21 protein-coding genes and 1 pseudogene are annotated in these 20,256 nt (G+C 35.3%); 6 read left to right on the top strand and 16 right to left on the bottom strand.

The window, feature by feature from the left end; translation table 11 throughout:
• Window positions 1-112: 112 nt before the first annotated feature.
• From BMZ31_RS08790 to BMZ31_RS08770, 5 genes are all read right to left on the bottom strand, one after another.
• Window positions 113-790, bottom strand: coding sequence for a DUF2711 family protein (locus BMZ31_RS08790; protein ID WP_090831339.1), 678 nt, complete (start codon window positions 788-790; stop codon window positions 113-115).
• Window positions 791-1,082: 292 nt separating this feature from the next.
• Entirely contained in the window at window positions 1,083-1,301 is a 219-nt protein-coding gene (locus tag BMZ31_RS08785) for a DUF7660 family protein (protein WP_090831338.1), read from the bottom strand.
• Window positions 1,298-1,579: a hypothetical protein gene (locus tag BMZ31_RS08780; protein ID WP_090831337.1), complete on the bottom strand. Its 282-nt coding sequence runs from the start codon at window positions 1,577-1,579 to the stop codon at window positions 1,298-1,300. Before BMZ31_RS08780 ends, BMZ31_RS08785 begins: the two co-directional genes overlap by 4 nt.
• A 745-nt stretch (window positions 1,580-2,324) precedes the next feature.
• Window positions 2,325-4,514 (bottom strand): type IA DNA topoisomerase, encoded by a 2,190-nt coding sequence (locus tag BMZ31_RS08775; RefSeq protein ID WP_090831336.1) that lies wholly within the window; start codon window positions 4,512-4,514, stop codon window positions 2,325-2,327.
• A 583-nt stretch (window positions 4,515-5,097) separates the two neighbouring features.
• A complete protein-coding gene (locus BMZ31_RS08770; protein ID WP_090831335.1) occupies window positions 5,098-5,436 on the bottom strand; it encodes a helix-turn-helix domain-containing protein in 339 nt (112 codons plus the stop codon).
• Window positions 5,437-5,566: 130 nt separating this feature from the next.
• Between BMZ31_RS08770 and BMZ31_RS08765 the strand changes: the two genes are divergently transcribed.
• Window positions 5,567-6,151 carry a hypothetical protein gene (locus tag BMZ31_RS08765; RefSeq protein ID WP_090831334.1) on the top strand — a complete coding sequence of 195 codons (585 nt, stop codon included), beginning with the start codon at window positions 5,567-5,569 and terminating at the stop codon, window positions 6,149-6,151.
• Window positions 6,152-6,168: 17 nt separating this feature from the next.
• A complete protein-coding gene (locus tag BMZ31_RS08760; RefSeq protein WP_302846842.1) occupies window positions 6,169-6,444 on the top strand; it encodes an HNH endonuclease in 276 nt (91 codons plus the stop codon).
• A 211-nt stretch (window positions 6,445-6,655) separates the two neighbouring features.
• Here the strand turns inward: BMZ31_RS08760 and BMZ31_RS08755 are convergent.
• Both BMZ31_RS08755 and BMZ31_RS08750 read right to left on the bottom strand, forming a co-directional pair.
• A pseudogene (locus BMZ31_RS08755) lies at window positions 6,656-8,206 on the bottom strand (DNA topoisomerase 3); the annotation flags it as partial.
• 121 nt (window positions 8,207-8,327) lie between these two features.
• Entirely contained in the window at window positions 8,328-8,630 is a 303-nt protein-coding gene (locus BMZ31_RS08750) for a hypothetical protein (protein ID WP_368086635.1), read from the bottom strand.
• A 269-nt stretch (window positions 8,631-8,899) separates the two neighbouring features.
• On the opposite strand from BMZ31_RS08750, the gene cspD reads away from it, so the two are divergent.
• Window positions 8,900-9,100 carry a cold-shock protein CspD gene (cspD, locus tag BMZ31_RS08745; RefSeq protein WP_090831330.1) on the top strand — a complete coding sequence of 67 codons (201 nt, stop codon included), beginning with the start codon at window positions 8,900-8,902 and terminating at the stop codon, window positions 9,098-9,100.
• 75 nt (window positions 9,101-9,175) lie between these two features.
• On the opposite strand, the gene BMZ31_RS08740 is transcribed toward cspD, so the two are convergent.
• Window positions 9,176-9,355 (bottom strand): zinc-finger domain-containing protein, encoded by a 180-nt coding sequence (locus tag BMZ31_RS08740; protein ID WP_254778679.1) that lies wholly within the window; start codon window positions 9,353-9,355, stop codon window positions 9,176-9,178.
• Between the two features lie 16 nt (window positions 9,356-9,371).
• The gene (locus BMZ31_RS08735; RefSeq protein ID WP_090831329.1) at window positions 9,372-10,028 is read right to left on the bottom strand and encodes a reverse transcriptase-like protein; all 657 of its coding nucleotides are present in this window, start codon (window positions 10,026-10,028) and stop codon (window positions 9,372-9,374) included.
• 145 nt (window positions 10,029-10,173) lie between these two features.
• Between BMZ31_RS08735 and BMZ31_RS08730 the strand changes: the two genes are divergently transcribed.
• Window positions 10,174-10,581 carry a reverse transcriptase-like protein gene (locus BMZ31_RS08730; protein ID WP_090831328.1) on the top strand — a complete coding sequence of 136 codons (408 nt, stop codon included), beginning with the start codon at window positions 10,174-10,176 and terminating at the stop codon, window positions 10,579-10,581.
• Window positions 10,574-11,497 carry a DMT family transporter gene (locus BMZ31_RS08725; protein ID WP_090831327.1) on the top strand — a complete coding sequence of 308 codons (924 nt, stop codon included), beginning with the start codon at window positions 10,574-10,576 and terminating at the stop codon, window positions 11,495-11,497. Before BMZ31_RS08730 ends, BMZ31_RS08725 begins: the two co-directional genes overlap by 8 nt.
• 87 nt (window positions 11,498-11,584) lie before the next feature.
• Here the strand turns inward: BMZ31_RS08725 and BMZ31_RS08720 are convergent, their stop codons facing one another.
• Both BMZ31_RS08720 and BMZ31_RS08715 read right to left on the bottom strand, forming a co-directional pair.
• On the bottom strand, window positions 11,585-11,854 hold the full coding sequence (locus BMZ31_RS08720; RefSeq protein WP_090831411.1) for a DUF6123 family protein: 270 nt from the start codon (window positions 11,852-11,854) through the stop codon (window positions 11,585-11,587).
• Window positions 11,855-11,890: 36 nt separating this feature from the next.
• Complete coding sequence (locus BMZ31_RS08715; RefSeq protein ID WP_090831326.1) at window positions 11,891-12,388, bottom strand: divergent PAP2 family protein; 498 nt, start codon at window positions 12,386-12,388, stop codon at window positions 11,891-11,893.
• A gap of 81 nt (window positions 12,389-12,469) precedes the next feature.
• Between BMZ31_RS08715 and sspL the strand changes: the two genes are divergently transcribed.
• Complete coding sequence (gene sspL / locus BMZ31_RS08710; protein ID WP_090831325.1) at window positions 12,470-12,607, top strand: small, acid-soluble spore protein L; 138 nt, start codon at window positions 12,470-12,472, stop codon at window positions 12,605-12,607.
• A gap of 331 nt (window positions 12,608-12,938) precedes the next feature.
• Here the strand turns inward: sspL and BMZ31_RS08705 are convergent, their stop codons facing one another.
• The 5 genes from BMZ31_RS08705 to BMZ31_RS08685 all read right to left on the bottom strand — a co-directional run bounded on the left by BMZ31_RS08705 (window position 12,939) and on the right by BMZ31_RS08685 (window position 19,953).
• Window positions 12,939-13,829, bottom strand: a complete 891-nt coding sequence (locus BMZ31_RS08705) for a 5'-3' exonuclease (protein WP_090831324.1) — start codon at window positions 13,827-13,829, stop codon at window positions 12,939-12,941.
• A gap of 107 nt (window positions 13,830-13,936) precedes the next feature.
• Window positions 13,937-17,596, bottom strand: a complete 3,660-nt coding sequence (locus BMZ31_RS08700) for a dynamin family protein (RefSeq protein WP_090831323.1) — start codon at window positions 17,594-17,596, stop codon at window positions 13,937-13,939.
• A 521-nt stretch (window positions 17,597-18,117) separates the two neighbouring features.
• Window positions 18,118-18,303, bottom strand: coding sequence for a hypothetical protein (locus BMZ31_RS08695; protein ID WP_139205924.1), 186 nt, complete (start codon window positions 18,301-18,303; stop codon window positions 18,118-18,120).
• 7 nt (window positions 18,304-18,310) lie between these two features.
• Window positions 18,311-18,862, bottom strand: a complete 552-nt coding sequence (locus tag BMZ31_RS08690) for an isoprenylcysteine carboxyl methyltransferase family protein (RefSeq protein ID WP_090831410.1) — start codon at window positions 18,860-18,862, stop codon at window positions 18,311-18,313.
• A gap of 2 nt (window positions 18,863-18,864) precedes the next feature.
• Window positions 18,865-19,953, bottom strand: a complete 1,089-nt coding sequence (locus BMZ31_RS08685) for a type III polyketide synthase (RefSeq protein WP_090831321.1) — start codon at window positions 19,951-19,953, stop codon at window positions 18,865-18,867.
• Window positions 19,954-20,256 lie beyond the last annotated feature (303 nt).

Below are 20,256 nucleotides of genomic sequence, written 5' to 3'. Positions count from 1 at the left end.
TGATTATACCGATTATCCCAGCGATCAAAACAAATAAACAGGAGGTTGTAATAATTAATTTAGAATACTTCAAACATATCACCTCTTTATCTCTTATTATTTGGTTCCAAATTTAAAAATACCAGTTAATAAACGTTCTTTGTTCACATATAACACCTTCGCATTTCATCGATTGGACAATATGCTCAATATTTTTATCTTTCGTAAATAACAAGGTTGCAAAGGAGTCATACAAACTCATAAAAGCGTAATCCATATTTTCATCAGTCACAATTAACTCGTTATCCGATAGGTTACATATATCTAAAGGAGTAGTATCATTTAAATTTAATAACCCACTGTTATCGAAGATTGGATTTGAAAAATATAATTTACAAGCACCTTTTGAGCAAATGACTTTCAGTAAACTATCTAACAAAAATACAGATGTACTATCTTCTGTTGGATAGTAAAGGTCTGATTTTAGGTTTAAATTTAACTTATCAGCCAAGTCTTCTCTTTCAAATCCTTTTTTGAAAGCACCGATGGAGGTTAACAAGGCTACGGCTAGCTCTTTGTAAGACTCTAGCCCACTATAAGACATAATTTCCCTCCAAGAAACAGGCTTTCCAATATTATAGATCTCTTCATTACTTGGATAGATGTGTTGGCAAGGGTTTTTTCTCATAGTTTCCTCCCACCCTGAAGGCATTTGGACAAAAGGGTGGAGTAATATTGCTGCGGATTTAAAGTTGCTCGGAAGTTGTTTTAAAATGGGAGATTTGTCATCAATCCAAATATAATCTAACAAAGTATTACCTCCTGTTAGGCACTAAATTAGACAAACTAAGCTATCATATATATCTGTCCTTTCAAAAACAAACTCCTTAAACAAAGGATAATTCTCTATATGTTTATCTTCAAGTAGATTTGAAAGAACTTCTCTCATGAGAACACCTCCTATGAATAGGATACATATGTAACTATGTACTTTGGCTTTTGCTAATTAAACTAAACTGCATTGTTTGTTCAATAAGTAAGTTCAACATAAAAAGCGTTAATCCTTCCTAGATCAACGCCCCCGTTAGCATAATAAGAAATTATTACTCATAGAATTTTCCTGACATAAGAATTTCAGCAAAGGTACTCCAGTTTGGGTTACTAGGCAAAGAATTTGTATCTTCCATCCATCCTTTAATAGCTTCCAAGTAGTCCTCTAAGGTTAAGTTTTCCCATTCTGTTTTATTAGCAAATAAATCTTTCTTTAGTTCATCAATAAACGAAATAAATTCTTCTCTATTTTCAATATTTTTAGTATTCATAAATATGATTTACCCCATTTCATGAACTTTTCCCAAATATATTCGTCAAAAACCGTTTCTTTATCAAGTTTAAAATGTTTACCAAGACTCTTCCAATGTGAAAAACTAAAGTTATTTGGATACTTATCTATATTTGTAAGTTCAATGATTAAACCTTCAAAAGCCATCTCGTATTCCCTGTGATTAAAAAAATGTTCTAATTCTTTAATGTCTTCTATAGTTAATAGTTCTTTTGAAGAAATTATATAATGTTCTAATTGTTCTTCAGGAGTAACCATATAAAACACCTCCAAAATTACATAGGCTTCTTTAACTATTCTGCCACTTTAGTTTAAGTGAATAACTTCACAATATCTCGTATCTTCACACTAAATTTATACCAAAAGATAAAAAGTCTTTGTTCTTATTTTTTACAAATTATAGAATACCTTGTTGCGCAGTAATGGTCTACTAAGTAATACAAGAGTTAATCTGGACCGTTTGCAGAAGACTGATCATATTGAAAGTCAATCAATTTCTATAACATTTTGATTCTCAAAACTATGGTTTTTTTATCACCAGATAAATTGCAGTGGTAAACAGTCTGTCATTCTTTGGTACATTCTTTGTCATTCTGTGGTAAAAACAATGTCAAAGGTGATACATTCCAATGGCCGGAATCACCAAGAGATTCTTCGTCTTTTCCGAAAAAATACATTAATAGAAGAACTAATTGTGCGATTTAATTTCAATACTGTGTCTATACGAATTTTTCTGACGCTACCCCTACTTACATAATAGTGAATTAGAGGAGTCTTTTATCCAGTAAGAAGTTAGCAAATTATTTATCAAAGACTAATGCAAAATATGGTAAAAATAGTAAATCTTAATTACCATTCTCAGATAAACCAAACAAGATTACTGCAAGCACTTTCCCCATGTCCGTTTTTATCACGGAGTTCCATCTTTTGCATTTTATATTCTGATTCTTTTTATAAATCTCTTTATCTAGTTTCAATATTACAAAAAGACACTGGTTAAAAATTAACCAATGTCTTTAGTATTATTTTTCGGTGTGCTATTCAGAAACTCCATCTTCCAACTAAAATATTCATTATCTGGATTTTTTTCATACCTCAAATTAGCATCGAATTTATTCCCTTTTTTGCTTGTAAGTCCCTTTACTATTCCCGTTCCATTTTTCAACAGTGCTTTTACCAATGTTTTGGTAGGTTTCTTTTTCATCGTTGCCAAAAACTTATCGTTTTTCCAAATGACAAATTTGCAGCCATTTTTCCAATTGCTACAGCCAAACCCTTTTTGTCCTTCAACAACTCCATTCCCACATATTGGACATTTCCCTAACACCTCAACAGATTTATTTTCATAAGAAACCTCGTGAATGATGATGTCTCTCTCATTTTTTATTGTTGCAACAGATTTTGTTGTAAAGTCGAATATTAAATCCAAAAAACTTTCTTTTGTGAACTTTCGTTTCTCTATATCAGAGAGAGTTTTTTCCAATCTCCCAGTGAATTCTAAGTCAAATAATTCTTTTACTGGAAATGTCTCTATTAGTCTTTTACCTAGTTCAGTACAAATTAGATTTTTGTTTTGAGTATCAATATAACCAACATCTTTGAGTTTCTTAATCGTTTCTGCCCTAGTAGCTGGCGTACCTATACTATAGCCACTTAAAATAGCAGCCATCATTTCTTCACTTTCTTCGTCTTCTTGACCTTTCCCACATGTTTCCATCACTCTTAGTAGTGTTTTTTCAGTATGATGCTTAGGTGGTTTTGTAGTATGTGAACTAAGATTGTAATCGATAATACTTACTGAATCATTTACACGTACTAGTGGTAAAATCGTATCCTTTGATTCAATTTTCTCCACCTTTTTCCACCCATCAACAAGTTGAACCTTGCCCCTAGAGATAAATATTCCATTGATTTTGCTATTATTGATTCTTGTATAGATCTTTGTTTCTTCATGTTCAGCAATAGGCATAAACTGCATAATGAATCGATTTTTTATAGCTGTATAAACAATCTCTTCCTCCCTTGTTAAGGACTTTGGAATCAAGTACGTTGGAATGATGGCGCTATGACTATCCACTTTTGAATTATCAAAAACTCGCTTATGCTTTATGAAATTGATTTCATGTTCATAAGGTAGTCCTCTTTTCAAATTTTCTAATACCTTTGCTGCTTTACCTACAAGGCTTTCTTCTAAAACAACACTTGCCGTTCTTGGATACGTAATGTATTTCTTCTCGTAAAGTGACTGTGCAACTTTTAATACTTTATCAGAAGTCCACCCTTTGTATTTGCTTGTAATAAAGCCTTGTAAATTTGAAAGATTAAATAAGAATGGTGGATACTCTCGTTTCAGTTCAACCTGTTTATCATTGATGGTTGCTGTTTGATTCAATAGAGCTTGTTTAATTAATTCGAGACTATCCTTATTTTTAAATTTATCCTCTTCATTTTCAAAATAAGTGCCTTCATATTCTTTTCCCTCGTCTGTCTTAAAGGATCCTGCCAATTTAAAATATTGATCTGGTTCAAAATTTTCAATTGCTTTATCACGATCATAAATAATTTTCAATGTTGGCATTAGAACCCTACCAATATTAAGTGCCTTTCCTTTACCTTTCTGATATTTCAATGTAGCAACCGAAGTTAAATTGATTCCAATCACCCAATCAGCCCATTGACGGCCAATACCTGCATCTTGAAGAGACCTCATCTCCGAATTCGGCTTTATTTGTTGAAGACCTTTTAACACTTCATCAGGTGTCCATTCGTTTAATAATAGCCGAAAGACCTGTTTCTGTGTCTTTAGATTGTAAATAATGGTATCACCAATAATTTGACCTTCACGATCAAAATCGCAAGCAGATATAATCATATCCACATCATCTCGTTTAATTAAGTTATATATTATTTTAAGTTGCTTCTTTGCTCCTAAGTCTTCTTTCCCCTTATTTTTTGGATCACTTTTTACCTTGTAGCGGAAGTATGGTGGAATAAAAGGAAAGTTATCCATATTCCATTTCGCCATCTTTTCATCATAATCTTTTGCATCGTAGAGCTGAAGAAGATGACCAAAAGCCCATGTAATAAAATAGCCATTCCCTTCAAAATATCCATCGTTTCTACCTCTTATTTTTAAAGCCTCCGCAATGTTTTTTGCAACAGATGGTTTTTCTGCAATAATTACTCTGCTCAATCAAGAACCTCCTAAAAAACATCGATTACTAACTTTTCTTTAAGGCAAGAGCTTCCTTTAGAAAAGGAAAAAAATAATCTTTGTCCTTAATACCAACAAAAATAGGTAATAAACATAACTAATTTTTTATTAGCTACATTCATTACCTTCAATTCAATTTACAATTATACTATTATTTTTAAGGAGTTGAAAAGTAGTATTACTGAACGGAATTATAATTAACTACTGTCATAACATTTTTAAGTAGTCTGCTGATATATCCAACAGGACGAACACTCACTTGCACTTCACAATGAACAATCCCATTCGATGTTTTTAATATTTTTTATAGCAAGAATGTCAATTTCATTTATTGTTTCTTTCAGTCCACGAATGGGAAGTAACTATTTCTGTTATATCACTGTACAACTATTGTTTCAGCTTGTGGTGCCAATCAAATCAACTGACAACGATTACCTTAGAAACTCAAATAACCCGAAATCCCCAAATAATTACCACATGCTAAAAAAGGTAATATGAGGTTTATTGAGGATTAGAATCTCTCTCTTTTAAATTCTGCAAATAAATTATACAAGTTGATAACTCACTTTCTATTTTTATCTAAAAACCTCACTAATTCCTCAGTTAAATTGTAAATTAGTTTAACTTCATCTTCGGATCTAAAATTTAAACTGGAAACTAATTTTGAAACAATTTCTCTTTGTTCCAGATTTTCTTTTCTGAAAAATATTTCAAGACTGACTTCAAGCCCATCAAGTATTTTTTGAAGAGTTAATAATGAGATATTTCTTTCTCCTCTTTCAATACTACCTATGTAAGAACTTTGTAATTGTACTTTTTCTGCAAGCTCTTCTTGGGTTAAGCCTTTGCTTTTTCTAAAAGTTCTAATTTTTTCTCCAACAGAAATTAAAAAGATCGACATTTTAACCACCTCTCTACAAGAGTAGAGAAGCATAACCCATTTATTAAGAGCATCAAATTATCAATAATTTAACTAAAAAAGAACTTATAAGTTCTTTTTTTATTGTTAATAATACCGATGGAGGGATTATATGCCAATATTAACTGCCGAAATAAGAATCAGAGGAGTTAAGCCTTTGTTATTTAATCATTTTAACATTGATTCAATTCCGTTAGAAAAGAGAGAAAGAGAGGGAGTGCCAGGGAATAATCCAGATGAATGGAAGAAGACTTTTTTAGTCACAGAAGAGGGCCAATTTTATTTAGAGCCAAGATATGTCTATTCGTGTATAAGAGCAGGAGGAAAACATCTTCCAAGAGGAAGAGGCTCATTTGAACCATATGTGTCTGCATGTTTAGAAGTTATGAACTCAAAAATATTAATTAATCGTTTTATTCCCCCGGAAGACCTAATTACAAGAGACAACAGGAATACTGTTTATATCGATGTTCAGCCTGTTTCTAGACGAGGGGCAAAAAATATAAGATATCGACTTGCTTTAACCAGTGGTTGGGAAACAGATTTTAAGATTAGTTGGGAAGGGTCTCTGATTAATAGACAGCAAATGGAATCCATATGTAGGGATGCTGGAACATTCGCTGGATTGGGGGATGGCAGAAAGATTGGTTTTGGACGTTTTGCCGTTACTTCTTTTGACATTTTGGAAGGAGTGTAATTTTGCCTAAAAAAAGAATGCCGAGTGAATCGTGGAAAATAAATATAAGACCACTAATTTGGAAAAGGGATAAGCAATCATGTGTGCATTGTAAAAAAATGCTTTCGCTAAATGAATGCCATATTGATCACATTAATTCAGGAGTAAATTCAACAAACGCTTTAAGTAATCTTAGAGTGCTTTGTAAAAGATGTCACGTATTGCGTTTGGATTATCGACATAGAGCCTTAATATCTAAGGCCCTTCATGAAGGCCTAATCCAATCTAATTGGCGAGAACATTTGTGGGAGTAGTTTAATTATAACTAATCAACAATTTATTAATACGGTACGGTTGGGTCCGGTAAGATGCGGTCCGGTAGGGCAGGTTACTGATAAGGTTTATCTCTAAAAAAGCATTTATGCTCATTTTCGATTTAAGCACTTTACCTTTTTTTAAAAAAACCATACAAATAAAGGGTTTAAATCATAGTTAGATTTATGCACAAATTTTTCTTTTAGATACAGTGCCTAAACCCTCTGTTTTTGACAATACTTTTTCTAGTTCCTTATCGTCAATATGCTTTCCAGCCGTTTTCATTAAAGTAATGAGTTGGCCTTCTGTATACCTTTTGGGAGGCTGAGTCTGACTTTCTTTCACTTCAATTTTCGTTGTTTTTCCTTCATCACCTTGTGTAAGGACAGGCAATATTGGTTCATCGTCTTTTTCTTTTACTGCTAGAACCTTACGCCATCCCTCTTGGATTTGCACCTTTCCTTTGGAAATAAAAGAAGCTCGCTTATCCACAAGGGTTTTAACCGTGGTATATTCAGCAATGGCTTTATCATAATGTGCCGCTATCAAACTCTTCACAATGAGGTCATAAAGCTTCCGCTCATCACCATCAAGTTTAGACAAATTTGGTATTTGTTCAGTTGGAATGATAGCATAGTGATCCGTTACCTTTTTGTCATTCACAAATCGTTTATTATCCAACAATGAGGAATAAGGAAGTGGGAAATGACTTTCATAATCTTGTAATTTATTCAATTTACTCAGGATTTCTGGAAAAGCTTTTGCTTCTTCTTCGGTGACATGACGTGAATCCGACCTAGGATAAGAAACATTTCCTTTTTGATATAGCTTCTGTAGTACATCCAATGTCTTTTTAGGTGAAAACTTAAATCTCTTATTCGCATCCGCTTGGAGAGTAGACAAATTATATAGAAGTGGCGGTGGGAATTCTTTTTTCTCCGATTGGACTTCGGCAACCATTGCTTCTTTGCCATGACAAAAGGCAGCTATCTTTTCTGCCATTTCCTTGGAATCTAAACGTGTTTCACCATCTTTTTCCCACTTACCATTATACTTCTTTCCATTTATAGAGAATTGCGCTTGCACTTCCCAAAAAGGTTTCGTAATGAAATTTTCAATCTCCCGTTCTCTTTTTACAATAAGAGCTAGTGTAGGAGTTTGAACTCTTCCCACTGAAAAAATGTCAGAGAATCCCTGTTGTTGCAATAATAGACTATATAGTCTCGATGCATTCATTCCCACAACCCAATCTGCGCAAGCTCGAGTGTAAGCCTCAAAATAAAGATTACGAGTGTCATCTTCATTCAAAAGCCTCTCAAATCCTTCTCTTATTGAATTTGCAGTGAGTGAAGAAATCCATAGTCGTTTCATAGGCTTCTTTGAACGGCAGAGTCGCAGTATGTTACGAATGATCAATTCGCCTTCTCTCCCGGCATCCCCCGCATGTATGATTTCCGAGACTCTCGTATCATTTATTAGTTTATTTATGATAGCGAATTGTTTCGCTTTATCTTTGGTCACTTCATACTCAAATTGTGAAGGGATCATCGGCAATGTATCTAATGCCCATTTTTTCCATTCTGACTGGTACGTTTCAGGTGAAACGAGCTGACATAAATGGCCGACAGCCCAGGTAACATACGCACCATTTTTGAACATCTCATTTGGAAAGATTTCAATATAGCCTTGATGTTTTTTATTTTTAAAAATGGAGGCTAAAGTTGAGCCTTGATCGGGTTTTTCCGCGATTATTAATTTCATCTTTATGACTCCTATCACGACTTTAATTACGTGTTCATTTTACTCATTCAAAGGTTCCTCGTAAAGGTGTTTTGTCACACAACAAAAAAAACCACTTCAAATCGAAGAGGTTTTTCCGACGTTATTCGTTTAATTTCTGATCAAGAGATGGGTCTTGAATATACCAATCCGATTTTGGCACGATATTGGTTATTGTAAGAATAAGTGACGGGATTCTTTCAACACTGAAAACAATAGCACCAATGTTTTTATTAAAAATCAAAAAGGAATGTCCATGTGAAAAACTGTCTAAATCCTTGCCTATTTGCAGGAGTGAAGTGAGTATCGCCTTTTTTTCATTTCCTTCAAGTACGATGTTTGGGGAAAATCTCAGTATCCAGTCTTCACCTTCAATAGAAAAACGGTACATTTTCTCACCCTTCACTACTTTTAGTTTAATGTTAAATTCTATGAAGGCATCGAAAAATTATGTACAGGTTTATAAATAGTAATTATTTTAAAACATTTTTAATATTGTAAGTATTTTGTAAATTCTCTCGATAAAACGCTTCCATTCTTGACTGTCCAAATCTATTCGTGTATATTATAAGCATCATATGGCACTGTATTTAGGATACTCCTAAGTTAGGGCAATATGATAATATTTAACTAGGGTCTTCATCGATCCTGTAAGTTTTAGGAGGAAAAAGAATCATGCAAAACGGTAAAGTTAAATGGTTTAACAACGAAAAAGGTTTTGGATTTATCGAAGTTGATGGCGGAGACGATGTATTCGTACACTTCAGCGCTATCCAAGGCGAAGGTTTCAAATCTTTAGAAGAAGGCCAAGAAGTTTCTTTTGAAATCGTTGAAGGAAACCGCGGACCGCAAGCTGCGAACGTAGTTAGACTTTAATCTTTTATTTATGAACGAAGCTTATAGCAAAAGGCTGGCTTTATCGCCAGCCTTTTTATTATTCTCCAAATGGTATCAGGAAAGATTTTTTCCTATTTCCACGAACTTCTCACCTACGGTACATTGTGTGATACAAAAACGATGTGCTGCCGTTCTTCCTTCTTCTTTTCTTATATGTCTATATAAGAAACAACCATCACAATACTCTTTTACTAATTGATCAACCTTCATCATCAGATCTTTTCTCTGTTTCAACCCTCAACACTCCATTTTAAATAAGTTGAGTTTTACTGAATATCTTTTTTCCTTCCAAAGCTTGACTTGCTAACTTATCTGCTTCTTTGTTTTCATTTCTAGGAATATTGGTGTATCGCGGCTCTAAACCAAGATTTTTCAACTTCTCTTCGATCCGATCAAGCCATTTATTCAGAGTTTCTTCATAACATGGCCATTCACCCTCCAATTGTTTCAAAACCACTTGCGAGTCGCCTTTAAATTCACATGGAAGATGATGCACTCCCAGTTCTTCAATTAGGTTTAAAGCAAAATATAACGCAGCATATTCAGCTTCATTATTCGTATCCATTTCATCAAATAACTCATTAGCCCTGATACGAAATTTCTTCTTCCCCTGTTTGTAGAAGATGATTGCACCAAGTCCGCCTTGATTGGTATCCTTGTTGAAACCACCATCGAAGAATACGGTTAGATCATGTGGCTCTGGTTCTATCTCTGCGTTTAATTTTTTGACTTCTTTTAGTGTCCATGAGGTACCAAGCTCATCATAAAAATATAGTTCAGTCGCCTTTCCGGATTTCTCAAGCTCCTCCCCTGTCTGAATGGCTACCTCACCATCGAGATAATCAGAATTAAACGTTACACCTTGATGACCTTTAATCTTATACTTCCACTCGATTTTATATTTCATTTTGTCAACCTTTCCTTACTTATTTTTAAGAATGCTTTTATTATTCCCTTTGTGGAATCCTCAAACTAAATACGAGAAATTTTTTACATATTCTCTTATCGTATATGATAAAATGCTAAAGACTATGCAGAGGGGAGAGTTTCTATTGATTGAAGTTTACATCGATGGTGCTAGCGCTGGGAATCCTGGTCCAAGTGGTGCGGGTGTTTTCATTAAGGGACACGGTACAGCTGAAAAATACTCGATTCCGTTAGGCATCATGTCTAATCATGAAGCTGAGTACCATGCTTTCATAAAGGCATTACAGATTTGCCACCAAAAAGAATACAAAACCGTTTCATTTCGTACAGATTCAGAACTAGTAAATAGAGGGGTCGAAAAAGAGTTTGCAAAAAACAAAGCTTTTGCCCCACTTCTATCAGAGGCTCTTGAGTTATCTAGAAAATTCGACCTCTTCTTTATGAAATGGATACCGAGTAGCGAAAATAAAGTGGCGGATGAACTAGCTAGGACGGCAATCAGAAAAAATGATAGGATCAATGATCATGAATAAAACAATACTTGCAGATTTCAGTTTGTTGATTGTTGCGTTTATCTGGGGAATAACATTTGTTCTCGTACAAGATGCGATTCAATTCCTTGAACCATTTTCATTTAACGGAATTCGATTTGCAATCGCTGCTTTGTTTCTTATTGTATGGTTGTGGTTATTTGAAAGAAATCAGATTGCAATGTGTAATAAAAAAATATTGATCTCAGGAATTTTTCTCGGCTTTTGGCTCTTCCTTGGTTATGCCTTTCAAACAATCGGACTGCTTTTTACAACTTCATCTAAGGCGGGTTTTATTACAGGGTTAAGTGTTGTACTTGTCCCATTATTTGCTTTTTTAATTTGGAAAATCCTACTTAGCACAAATGCGATTATTGGTGTGTTGATTGCGACATTCGGTTTATTCCTATTAACAATGGGAGACATTTCTGCTATTAATATTGGTGATATATTTGTTTTTATGTGTGCAATTGCATTTGCACTGCATATTTTACTTACAGGAAAATTCAGCGGTCAATTTCCAACGCTTTTATTAACGATCATTCAAATTTCTACAGTAGCCATTCTATCTATTATTTGTTCATATCTGTTTGAAGATTGGCAACAGGCAATACAAATAAAAGTATTGTTCACGGAAGAAGTTTTGACAGCCTTGATCATTACTTCTCTATTCGCGACTGCTTTTGCATTTTTTGCTCAAACAAACTTCCAAAAGTATACTTCTGCTACTCGAGTTGCTCTCATATTTGCCATGGAGCCTGTTTTTGCAGCAGTTGCAGGTTATTTTTGGGCAGGTGAAAGATTGTCCAATCTCGCTTTTTTAGGTTGTTTCCTTATTTTCTTTGGAATGCTTCTTGCAGAAGTTCCTTCTGAACTTACTACTTTACTTCGAAAACGAATAAAGAATTTTAACCGTTAAGGTTTTAGACCATTTACACTAAGAAAATATCCGCAAGAAATCGAATAATTCCCCTTATAAAGGATAAAGGGTGCTGGATAGCACCCTTTATCCTACGAGGATTTTTTTCTCTGTAACAAGCCGTACTGCTTCTTTTCTAGTCTTGATTTTCTGAGATGTGAACGTTTCCAGTAAAGAAATATAAAAACTGCCATCAAATCTTTTCTGTGCTTTTAAAGTTAGCTCGATTGCAGTATTAATTAATTCATCAGAAGCATTTGTGTAGTGTTTGCCGAAATAGATAAACCCTATTGCATCTTCCTCGAATTGGAACCCTTTCCCTTGCAAATCATTCAAATAATCTTCCACTGTAAGCACTGATTTAACCAACCCTCTCCCGGCCTTGTCGAAACTTTACTCACTAAATCTTAACTTAAATTTCGACCTTTTTCTATCCTTTTTTGTCAAAAGATGTCCAACAACTCCTAATAGAACCCCGAGTACTGCACCACCTAATACTTCTTCAGGCTGATGTCCCAACATTTCCTTCAATCTTTTAGGGGATTTTTGTTTAAACTCTACCGTTTCATCTTTGTGGATCTTTTCCATTAATTCATCCAAATTATTAACCTTGAGGGTGAGTTCACCCGTTTGACGACGTATGCCTTGCGCATCATACATAACGATAAGGCCATAGACAAGCGAAAGTGCAAAGTCTATCGTTGGCAAGCCTCTTTCAAGTGCAATGTAGGTAGTTAATGATGAGACCCCAGCAGAATGGGAACTCGGCATCCCCCCTGTTTGAAAGAACAATTCTGGGCGCCATTCCTTTTTCTTATAGTAATGTATAGGTATTTTCAATCCTTGAGCGAGCCCGATACCGAGCAACGAGATATATACCCCTTTATTCATACAATCACCTCTTATATAGTGTTAGAAAGATGTTTTTATTTATTCCCCAAGGAGATAATAAGAAAACAGGAGGTGAGCAATTTGAGTAAAGGAAAATCAAGAAATCGTGGAATTACGGCACCGGGAGTAAATAGTCAAGGTTATGGACAAGATGCAGAATTTGCTGAAGAACCGAAATCAAAACTTGAAAATGCAGCAAAGAAAAAGAATACGAAATAAACAGAACAAAAGGCGCTAGTGCCCTGGTTAGCCCCGACAGGCATAAGACGAATCACGCAGTTCATCCTCGAAAAGGCTATCGCCTTTTCTTCGTGCGATGATGATGCTGCCGAAGCGTTCCTTGTCCTGATTTCTGGAGTGATTTGGCTTATGACCAAAATTGTTTTGGCTTTAGAAAACAATTTTGGTTGTTTATGCTTTTGGAAACAACCCCGAGGGGCTGGGCGCTGGAGCTTGACTAATAGAAACTAGAAAAATATCCAAATTAATTTGTTTTATAATTTCTTAGACCACGAAAAAGGCTGTTCCGCGGTGCGAAACAGCCTTCAAATTATATAACTTCTATTGGTTGTGGTAAGAAACGATGTAGTCCGCGCATTTCCAATTCCAAAAATTTAGCGGAAACTTTTTCGTGGTCGTAATTAAATTTTGCCAGTTCCAATGAGTATGAAAGCGGGACATCGCATTTAATTTCTGCAAGCTTCCTAGATAAGTGTAGCATTTCTAAATCTTGTTCAATCTTTGATCTATGTGATTTGGATAGTAGGGCAATATTCTCTACAATTCCTTCGACATGCTCATATTGTTGCAACAATTTTAGGGCCGTTTTTTCTCCTATACCTTTTACACCAGGATAATTATCACTTGGATCACCCATTAAAGCTTTTAAATCAATCATCTGACGAGGTTTGATTCCTTTTTCTTCAAAGAATGTTTCAGGGGTATGGAGTAAATAATTGCCGAATCCTTTTTTCAGCAAGATAACGGAAATATGCTCATCTAGAAGCTGGAGGATGTCTTGATCGCCTGTTAAAATCGACACATGCGCATGACTACAAGCATGTCTTGCAATTGTTCCGATACAATCATCAGCCTCAAATCCTGGAACACCAATATTGGGTATATCAAATGATTCAACAACTTCCTTTACTAGGTCGAATTGCGGAATCAGTTCAAGTGGAGCCTCTGAACGATTAGCTTTATATAAATCAAACATTTCAGAACGGAAAGTTTTACTTCCCATATCCCAACATACAGCAAGGTGTTTCGGTTGATAGGTAGTAACAGCCGTTAATAAATGTTTCACAAAACCTTGAATCGCATTAGTTGGTAACCCTTTTGAATTAATCATGAATTGACCAGTTATTGAAGTTGCATAAAAAGCACGAAACAATAGTGCCATACCGTCAACAAGCATGAATGAAGGTTTATCTTTAATCAATTTATATAGCCCCCCAAAAGAAAAGCGCAAGCGCCCTAATAAAAAATACTTCGTCACATTATATCATATTGGCGTGAGAATATTTGAAGAAGTCTTTTCCATTAATCTTAATGATTTTTCCAACTACGAATATTACGTTCTAATTCTTTCTGGATTAGCTTCATCTTATCGATTACAGTGTCTTCGCTAAGCATGGACAAGAGCCCTTTAAAGTAATCTTCCGTTTGCGATTCCATGTCTTTAAGAATGCTGTCAGCTGCTTTTATCAATACTTCTTCGTAAAACACTCGAATCCTCTGACTTTCTGTGGATAAAAACTCATCCGCTTTCTGCTGTAAAACAGCATAGATTTCCTCACTCATAAATTTCTTATCATTCTTTTCAAAGAAGGATTTTGGGTTCTTGAAATACGACATCGCTTTAGCGAAGATTTGTTTATCAATGTCTTCAAAAGCATTTGTGAACTCAAGAGCTTCTTTATTTGACCACTCATGATCAGAAAAAGATAGATTTTCATTTACTTTCCGCGTTTCCAATTCAATCATTGAAAGGAACTCATTCATTGCTTTGATAGCAAAATGGTCAAGCCTTAGCGTAGTGGCTCTCATTTCTTGAGAGAAATCAAATCCTACGCTGTTCAATAAATCTTCAAGGGCAGTCTGTAAAGCCTTTTTCAAATTACGACCATCCTCTTTTAGAACAGACGGATTAAAAGCTTCTTTAAAGAAATCACTGAACCTTAAGAATACTCGCTGTTTAATGTAAAAAATAAGCTCCTCAGCTTCTTGAATTACACGAGTTGATGGGATACTGACATTTTGATTGGCAATAATCTTTCGAATGCCCTCTTTTTCTTTTTCAAGTTGCAATTTTTTTTGCTGTTTTGCATCTTTACTTGCATCAGATGCTTCAATGAACTTCATGATTCTTTCGTAAACTCGATTCAATTCATTCTCTGCTGCAGTGACCGTCATTTCCATCAAATCATGTGAAATAAAACGGTAAAACGATTTCTCAAAATCCGCCATTACTCCTGAAACTTCACCGTTTTGTTTTTCCTTCAACGCTTCTAGGCTTGATAGAGGATACATGCTTGGTTTTCTGATTCCATATTTTACGAGTTGATCTTCTACATACGAAATCACAAGGTTCTTTTCTTCATCGTCTTCAGCTAAATCAATGGCATTAATAATAAAGAACATTTTATCTAATTGGAATGAGTCCTTTACCCTTCCGAGTTGAATAAGGAATTCACGATCAGCACGTGAAAATGCGTGATTGTAGTAAGTCACAAAAAGAATTGCGTCAGAGTTTTTAATATAATCGAACGCAACACCAGTATGTCTGGCATTGATTGAATCAGCCCCAGGTGTATCAACGAGGGTGATGCCCTTCCTTGTTAACTCGCAATCGTAATACAACTCTATGCTTTCAACGAAACATGACTTTTCTTCATTCGCAACATAATCACTAAATTCACTTATATCTGTTTCGATTTGCTTACCGAATTTGGATTTAAATACTTCATATCCTTTTTCAAAGGCAGCTAAGAAAGAATAGTGTGTTCTTTTTGAAGGATCCTCCAGATTTGGATCAGCTAACATGCGTTGAATGATTTTACTAGCTTCTTCTAAAGTTGAGATGCTCAAGTCAAAATAATGCATCACCCTGTTCACATCTTCAAGAATTAACTTTTGGTCCTTAATTTTCACCAAAACGGTTCCATGAGGATGTATGTCTGTTATTGGTTTTATTTTATTGATGGCAGCAGTTGTAGGATTGGGTGACACAGGTAAGACAGCTTCGCCGATTAATGCATTAGCAAACGAGGATTTACCGGCACTGAATGCACCGAATAATGCCACAGTAAAACCTTTGTTTTGAATGTTTTCTGCCTTAGCTTTCAAATCCATAGCTGTCTTTTCAAAGCCAGGTAGAGATTGAATAAGAGTAGCAGAAGAGAATAATTTTTCTACAATCGATTCATCCAAATGATTTTCTTTTAGTTGTTGCGCGGTTTCAGCATGTGACGCTTGAGTCCTATTTTCTGTTATAGGAATTTCAGCGTCAATTTTGATTGATTGGAGTGGTTGAACAATATCCACTTCTTCACCGCTATGTTGAAAGATAGATAAATCCTTGTTCATATCCATTTCTTCAGTTAATAGTGATTGCAACTTAACAACAATCGCTTGAAACTCTGTGTCCATTTCCATGGTCCTGTTAAATATGTGTTCAGCTTCTGCCAAATGTTTGCCTTCTTCTTCAAGTTCCGCAATCTGTACATCTATTTTTTCTGTTAATGAAACAAAAAATAACGTCTTAAACTTTTCGAGATTACTTTTAGCCATTTTCTTTATATTTGAAGCTATCTCATCGGTATAATTTAATAAATATTCTCCTGATAATAAGGCTCCTGTCTTAACAGATTCCTCAATCATTTCCTTCGTAAATGGGACATGGTAAGACTGCACTTCCTCTATTAACGATTCATTATTTATCTCATGGTCCTTTAAAATATTTCTTAAATAGTCCTTTAAATGCCATTCCATCTGAGATTTTATGATTTCATTTAACTCACTGTAAAACTTTTCGAGCCTCATGTTTCTTTCGGTAGCAGTTTTCCCTTTAGAGAATAATAAACCCACCTTGAAGCCTGGCTGACATGACTGTAAATACGACTCTGCAAGAGAGCGTATCGAAAAAGGCATCAAATAGGCATTGTTTAATATCTTTTCAATTTCTAAAGTGAATTCTTTTTCCATTGAACCCAAAAGTCCCCGGACATTTTGCATATTGTGATTCCACTTTATTAAGTCATCATTGATTTTACTTAGTTCGTATTGTGAAAGGCTGCTTAATTGTTTTTGTTCCTCACTTACTTTTGATACGACCTTTTCTCTCTCCTGATCAATATAATCCTCCACTACCTTCTGAAGGGAGGCCTGAACGGATTGAACCAAGGAAGCGTCTTTATTTTGCAAACGAGATTGAATCATCTCTTGGAGTTGTTTGAATTCATTCGACGGATGATTTTCATCTTTTAGACTTGTATAAAAAATCTTCTTTGGTTTGACTCCCCAGGAAGCAAAGGAATTCACCACGCTTTGTTGGAAATCAGCGAAACTTAATTCTTCCTCTTTATGTTTGTCGATTTGATTGATTACTAGGTAAAGCTCTTTTCCTGCACTAGATAGCTCCTGAGTAAATAAAAAATTCAACTCAGACTGTACATGATTGTAATCCATTACATAAAGAACGATATCTGCAAGATGTATCGCTGATTCTGTTGCAATTCTATGTGCATCATCTGCAGAATCGATGCCTGGAGTATCTAAAATCATTGTATTGATAGGTAAAATTGTATTTGAATGGCTAATCTCTATCTCTTGAATTTGGTCGCCATCTTTGCAAAAGCTCTTAACCATTTCGTAGTCGTACGGCTCAAGATACAACCTTGGTCTTTCCTTCTTAAAAAATACTTTGGCATACCCATCCCCTGATCTTACTTTTACTAAATTGGCACTAGTGGGAATAGGACTTGATGGTAAAATTTTCGCATCAAGAATTGTATTTATGAGTGTTGATTTTCCCGCGGAAAAATGGCCACACATGGCGATGGCAAATTCACCAGCTGTCAATTTCCTGCCCAATTGCAGGATTTTCTCAGCCGTCTCAGTGTCTTTACCGATCAAATGTTCATATAAAGCAACCATTCTGTTTGTAAGCTCTAAAGCATTTTCTTGTTGATTAATCGTTAGTACCATATCTGTATTACTCCTCGTTTAATCCTTTTGATGATTTTATTTTATATGATTATTCTAATTTTTCCTATTGTTAACGTAAAAAAGAAAAGCTCAAACTCCAATTTCGCAAAATTGCCGGCCGGTTTAGCTTATTTACATAAAGACTCTGGTAAACTTGCCTGTTGATGTCCCCTCCAGGACGCTTGCTTTCCGGGACGAATTAGCAATAGTGGCGTTCGTCGAGCCTCCTCGTCGCTAACGCTCTTGCGGAGGGTCTCTTCTTAAACTTTAATCCCCCAGGACATTGATGATCTTCCTCGAAATAACCCATGCACGAAAAAAATGCGTTAGCACAAAGAAAGCATCCTCGAATTTACATCGCACGAAATGATGCGATAGCATCATTGAGGAATTTCGAGGAGTCAAGCGCCTTCCACTCCAATCAACAAAGTGCAGAAAATCAACAATGTACTTTTACATAGCCTGCATAAAGAAAAAAGTCAGGGTTACATCCCTGACTTAAATAGAAAAAATAGAATTTTTTATGATGTTGGAGACACATTTTTTAAGACATGTTTCATGACAAGGGTATAGATAGCAATTGTTCCGCCAATAAAAGCAATTGTCATATGTAGCACCTTCCTTAGGTGAATGAGAATGTTTTTCACTTCTAAGGAAAGTTTAACAAAAGCGAGAATGATTTTCAATACCATTTGATAAATTGTCACATTTCTCTCAAAGTTTTGGAACAAAGCGGTTACTTTCTGCAAAAGTTCCGTCATACGTTGTCAAACTATTTAACGCCTTTTCCTCCTCTGGTATTCTGATCGAAAGAATAATAAAGTTTAAAATAGCGAAAAGAATAAGCGTAAAATAGGCTTTAAATATTAAAGGTATGATAAGCAACTCAATGGTTACAATGACGTAATTAGGATGTTTCAAAAAGCGATACGGTCCTTTTTTGACCACACTAGCGTTTGGGAGAACAATGATTTTGGTGTTCCAGTACTTCCCCAAAGATGATAAAGCCCAGATTCGTATTGCTTGAGTAAGAAGAAAAACACCAACCAGTGGTATCCAAAAAGCAGATATTTCTTTTACAAAAAATACGCTTTCAATAAAGAGTACAAGGAAGAAAAGGATATGCATCAATACCATGTATGGATAATGACCTTTCCCGAATTCAAGGGCTCCTTGCTCCTTCATCCATTTTTCATTTTTATGAGCGATTACTAATTCAATCAATCTTTGTATGACGATTACAAAAAAGAATACATAAAAAGCAATCATTACTCCCACCTCAAAAGTAAAAGTTCTGAACTGAATCCAGGACCAAGCGCCGCACCTAACCCGTAAGTTCCATTTTCGATATCCATCTCCATTGTTCTTCTCAATACATACATAATCGTAGCTGATGACATATTGCCGTATTCCCTTAAGATTTCTAGCGGGATATCTATCATCGATTCCGGTAAATCTAATGCCGTAACATAGGCTTCTAGAACTTTTTTTCCGCCAGGATGGGCAACAAATTGTTCTATTTCTTTAATGGTCAGATCATGTTGATCTAAAAAATCCGTCACATTAGGACTTAACCATTCCTCAACAATACTTGGAATATCTCTAGAAAAGACCACATAAAGCCCATTGTTTCTCACATCCCACCCCATTACATCCAATGAATTAGGCATTAACGTCGACTGGGATGAAACAATAGCGGGTGATGATGATTTCAAACAAAGGTTTGATATGTCTACTTCATCTCCGCATAATAATGCACAGGATATTCCATCTGCAAAAAGCGATGTACCTATAAGATTACTTTTGGAGCGGTCATTTCGCTGAAACGTTAAACTACAAAGTTCAATTGTAAGTACAAGTACCTTTGCTTTCGGAAACGCTCGGCAATATTCTGATGCTCTCGCCAATCCACCTGCCCCTCCAGCACAACCAAGTCCCCAAATAGGAATTCTTTTGGTATGTGGGGAAAACGGCAATTGATTCATGATCCTTGCTTCAATACTTGGAGTGGCAAGTCCGGTTGTCGTAATCAGGAAAATGGCCTCGATTTCTTCATAGGGAACCGATTGTCGAAGGAAATTATCGTTACCTAAACAAGCTTGAATCGCCTCCGTGCCATATTTAACAGCAGCCTCAATAAAGGAATCATTTTTCTCTTCAAAAGTATGATCCTTTTTAAACCAATCCAGATCTTTTACAAAATGCCTTTTTTGAATTTGACCATTTTCGAAGGCGCGCAACAACCGTTCAATATCCTTAAAAGACTCTGAAAATAGTTCCCTTGCAAAATCCACTGCATCTGACTGCTGAAGAGTAAATGCAGGAATAGCTTCTGCTATTGAAATAATCTTTGGCATCTTTCATTCTCCTTTAATCTACGTAAGGGTATGTTTTCCAAAAACACTCTTAATATGCTTCTAAAAGTGGGATATTCGGCTTTTTCCCTAAATCGTAAAAAATATACCCTTAAAGCAATGAATGAATGAGCGGATTTTTAAACCGAGTGAAACCAAGAGAAGAATATACAAACCCATATGTAAAAAAAAAGACTTCCTCGTAGGAGGAAGCCAAAACGTTTTGAAGTGTTGCTGTGCCCCTTTATTATAATTGATTTTTAGTGCATAATCATTCTGTAAACATTTCCAAAACAGGGATAAAGT

Origin of the sequence: Bacillus sp. cl95, assembly GCF_900115925.1 — a bacterium.
In the GTDB taxonomy this organism is placed as follows: domain Bacteria; phylum Bacillota; class Bacilli; order Bacillales; family Cytobacillaceae; genus Neobacillus_A.
The sequence above is the reverse complement of the archived record's forward strand: the minus strand, read 5'-3'. Positions and strand labels throughout refer to the sequence as shown.

Excerpts from the sequence above, each read along its gene's own strand:
- BMZ31_RS08785 (WP_090831338.1), bottom strand. The coding sequence starts at position 1,301 with ATGAATACTAAAAATATTGAAAATAGAGAAGAATTTATTTCGTTTATT.
- BMZ31_RS08780 (WP_090831337.1), bottom strand. The coding sequence starts at position 1,579 with ATGGTTACTCCTGAAGAACAATTAGAACATTATATAATTTCTTCAAAA.
- BMZ31_RS08770 (WP_090831335.1), bottom strand. The coding sequence starts at position 5,436 with ATGTCGATCTTTTTAATTTCTGTTGGAGAAAAAATTAGAACTTTTAGA.
- BMZ31_RS08765 (WP_090831334.1), top strand. The coding sequence starts at position 5,567 with ATGCCAATATTAACTGCCGAAATAAGAATCAGAGGAGTTAAGCCTTTG.
- BMZ31_RS08760 (WP_302846842.1), top strand. The coding sequence starts at position 6,169 with ATGCCGAGTGAATCGTGGAAAATAAATATAAGACCACTAATTTGGAAA.
- cspD (WP_090831330.1), top strand. The coding sequence starts at position 8,900 with ATGCAAAACGGTAAAGTTAAATGGTTTAACAACGAAAAAGGTTTTGGA.
- BMZ31_RS08735 (WP_090831329.1), bottom strand. The coding sequence starts at position 10,028 with ATGAAATATAAAATCGAGTGGAAGTATAAGATTAAAGGTCATCAAGGT.
- BMZ31_RS08725 (WP_090831327.1), top strand. The coding sequence starts at position 10,574 with ATGAATAAAACAATACTTGCAGATTTCAGTTTGTTGATTGTTGCGTTT.
- BMZ31_RS08715 (WP_090831326.1), bottom strand. The coding sequence starts at position 12,388 with ATGAATAAAGGGGTATATATCTCGTTGCTCGGTATCGGGCTCGCTCAA.
- BMZ31_RS08700 (WP_090831323.1), bottom strand. The coding sequence starts at position 17,596 with ATGGTACTAACGATTAATCAACAAGAAAATGCTTTAGAGCTTACAAAC.
- BMZ31_RS08685 (WP_090831321.1), bottom strand. The coding sequence starts at position 19,953 with ATGCCAAAGATTATTTCAATAGCAGAAGCTATTCCTGCATTTACTCTT.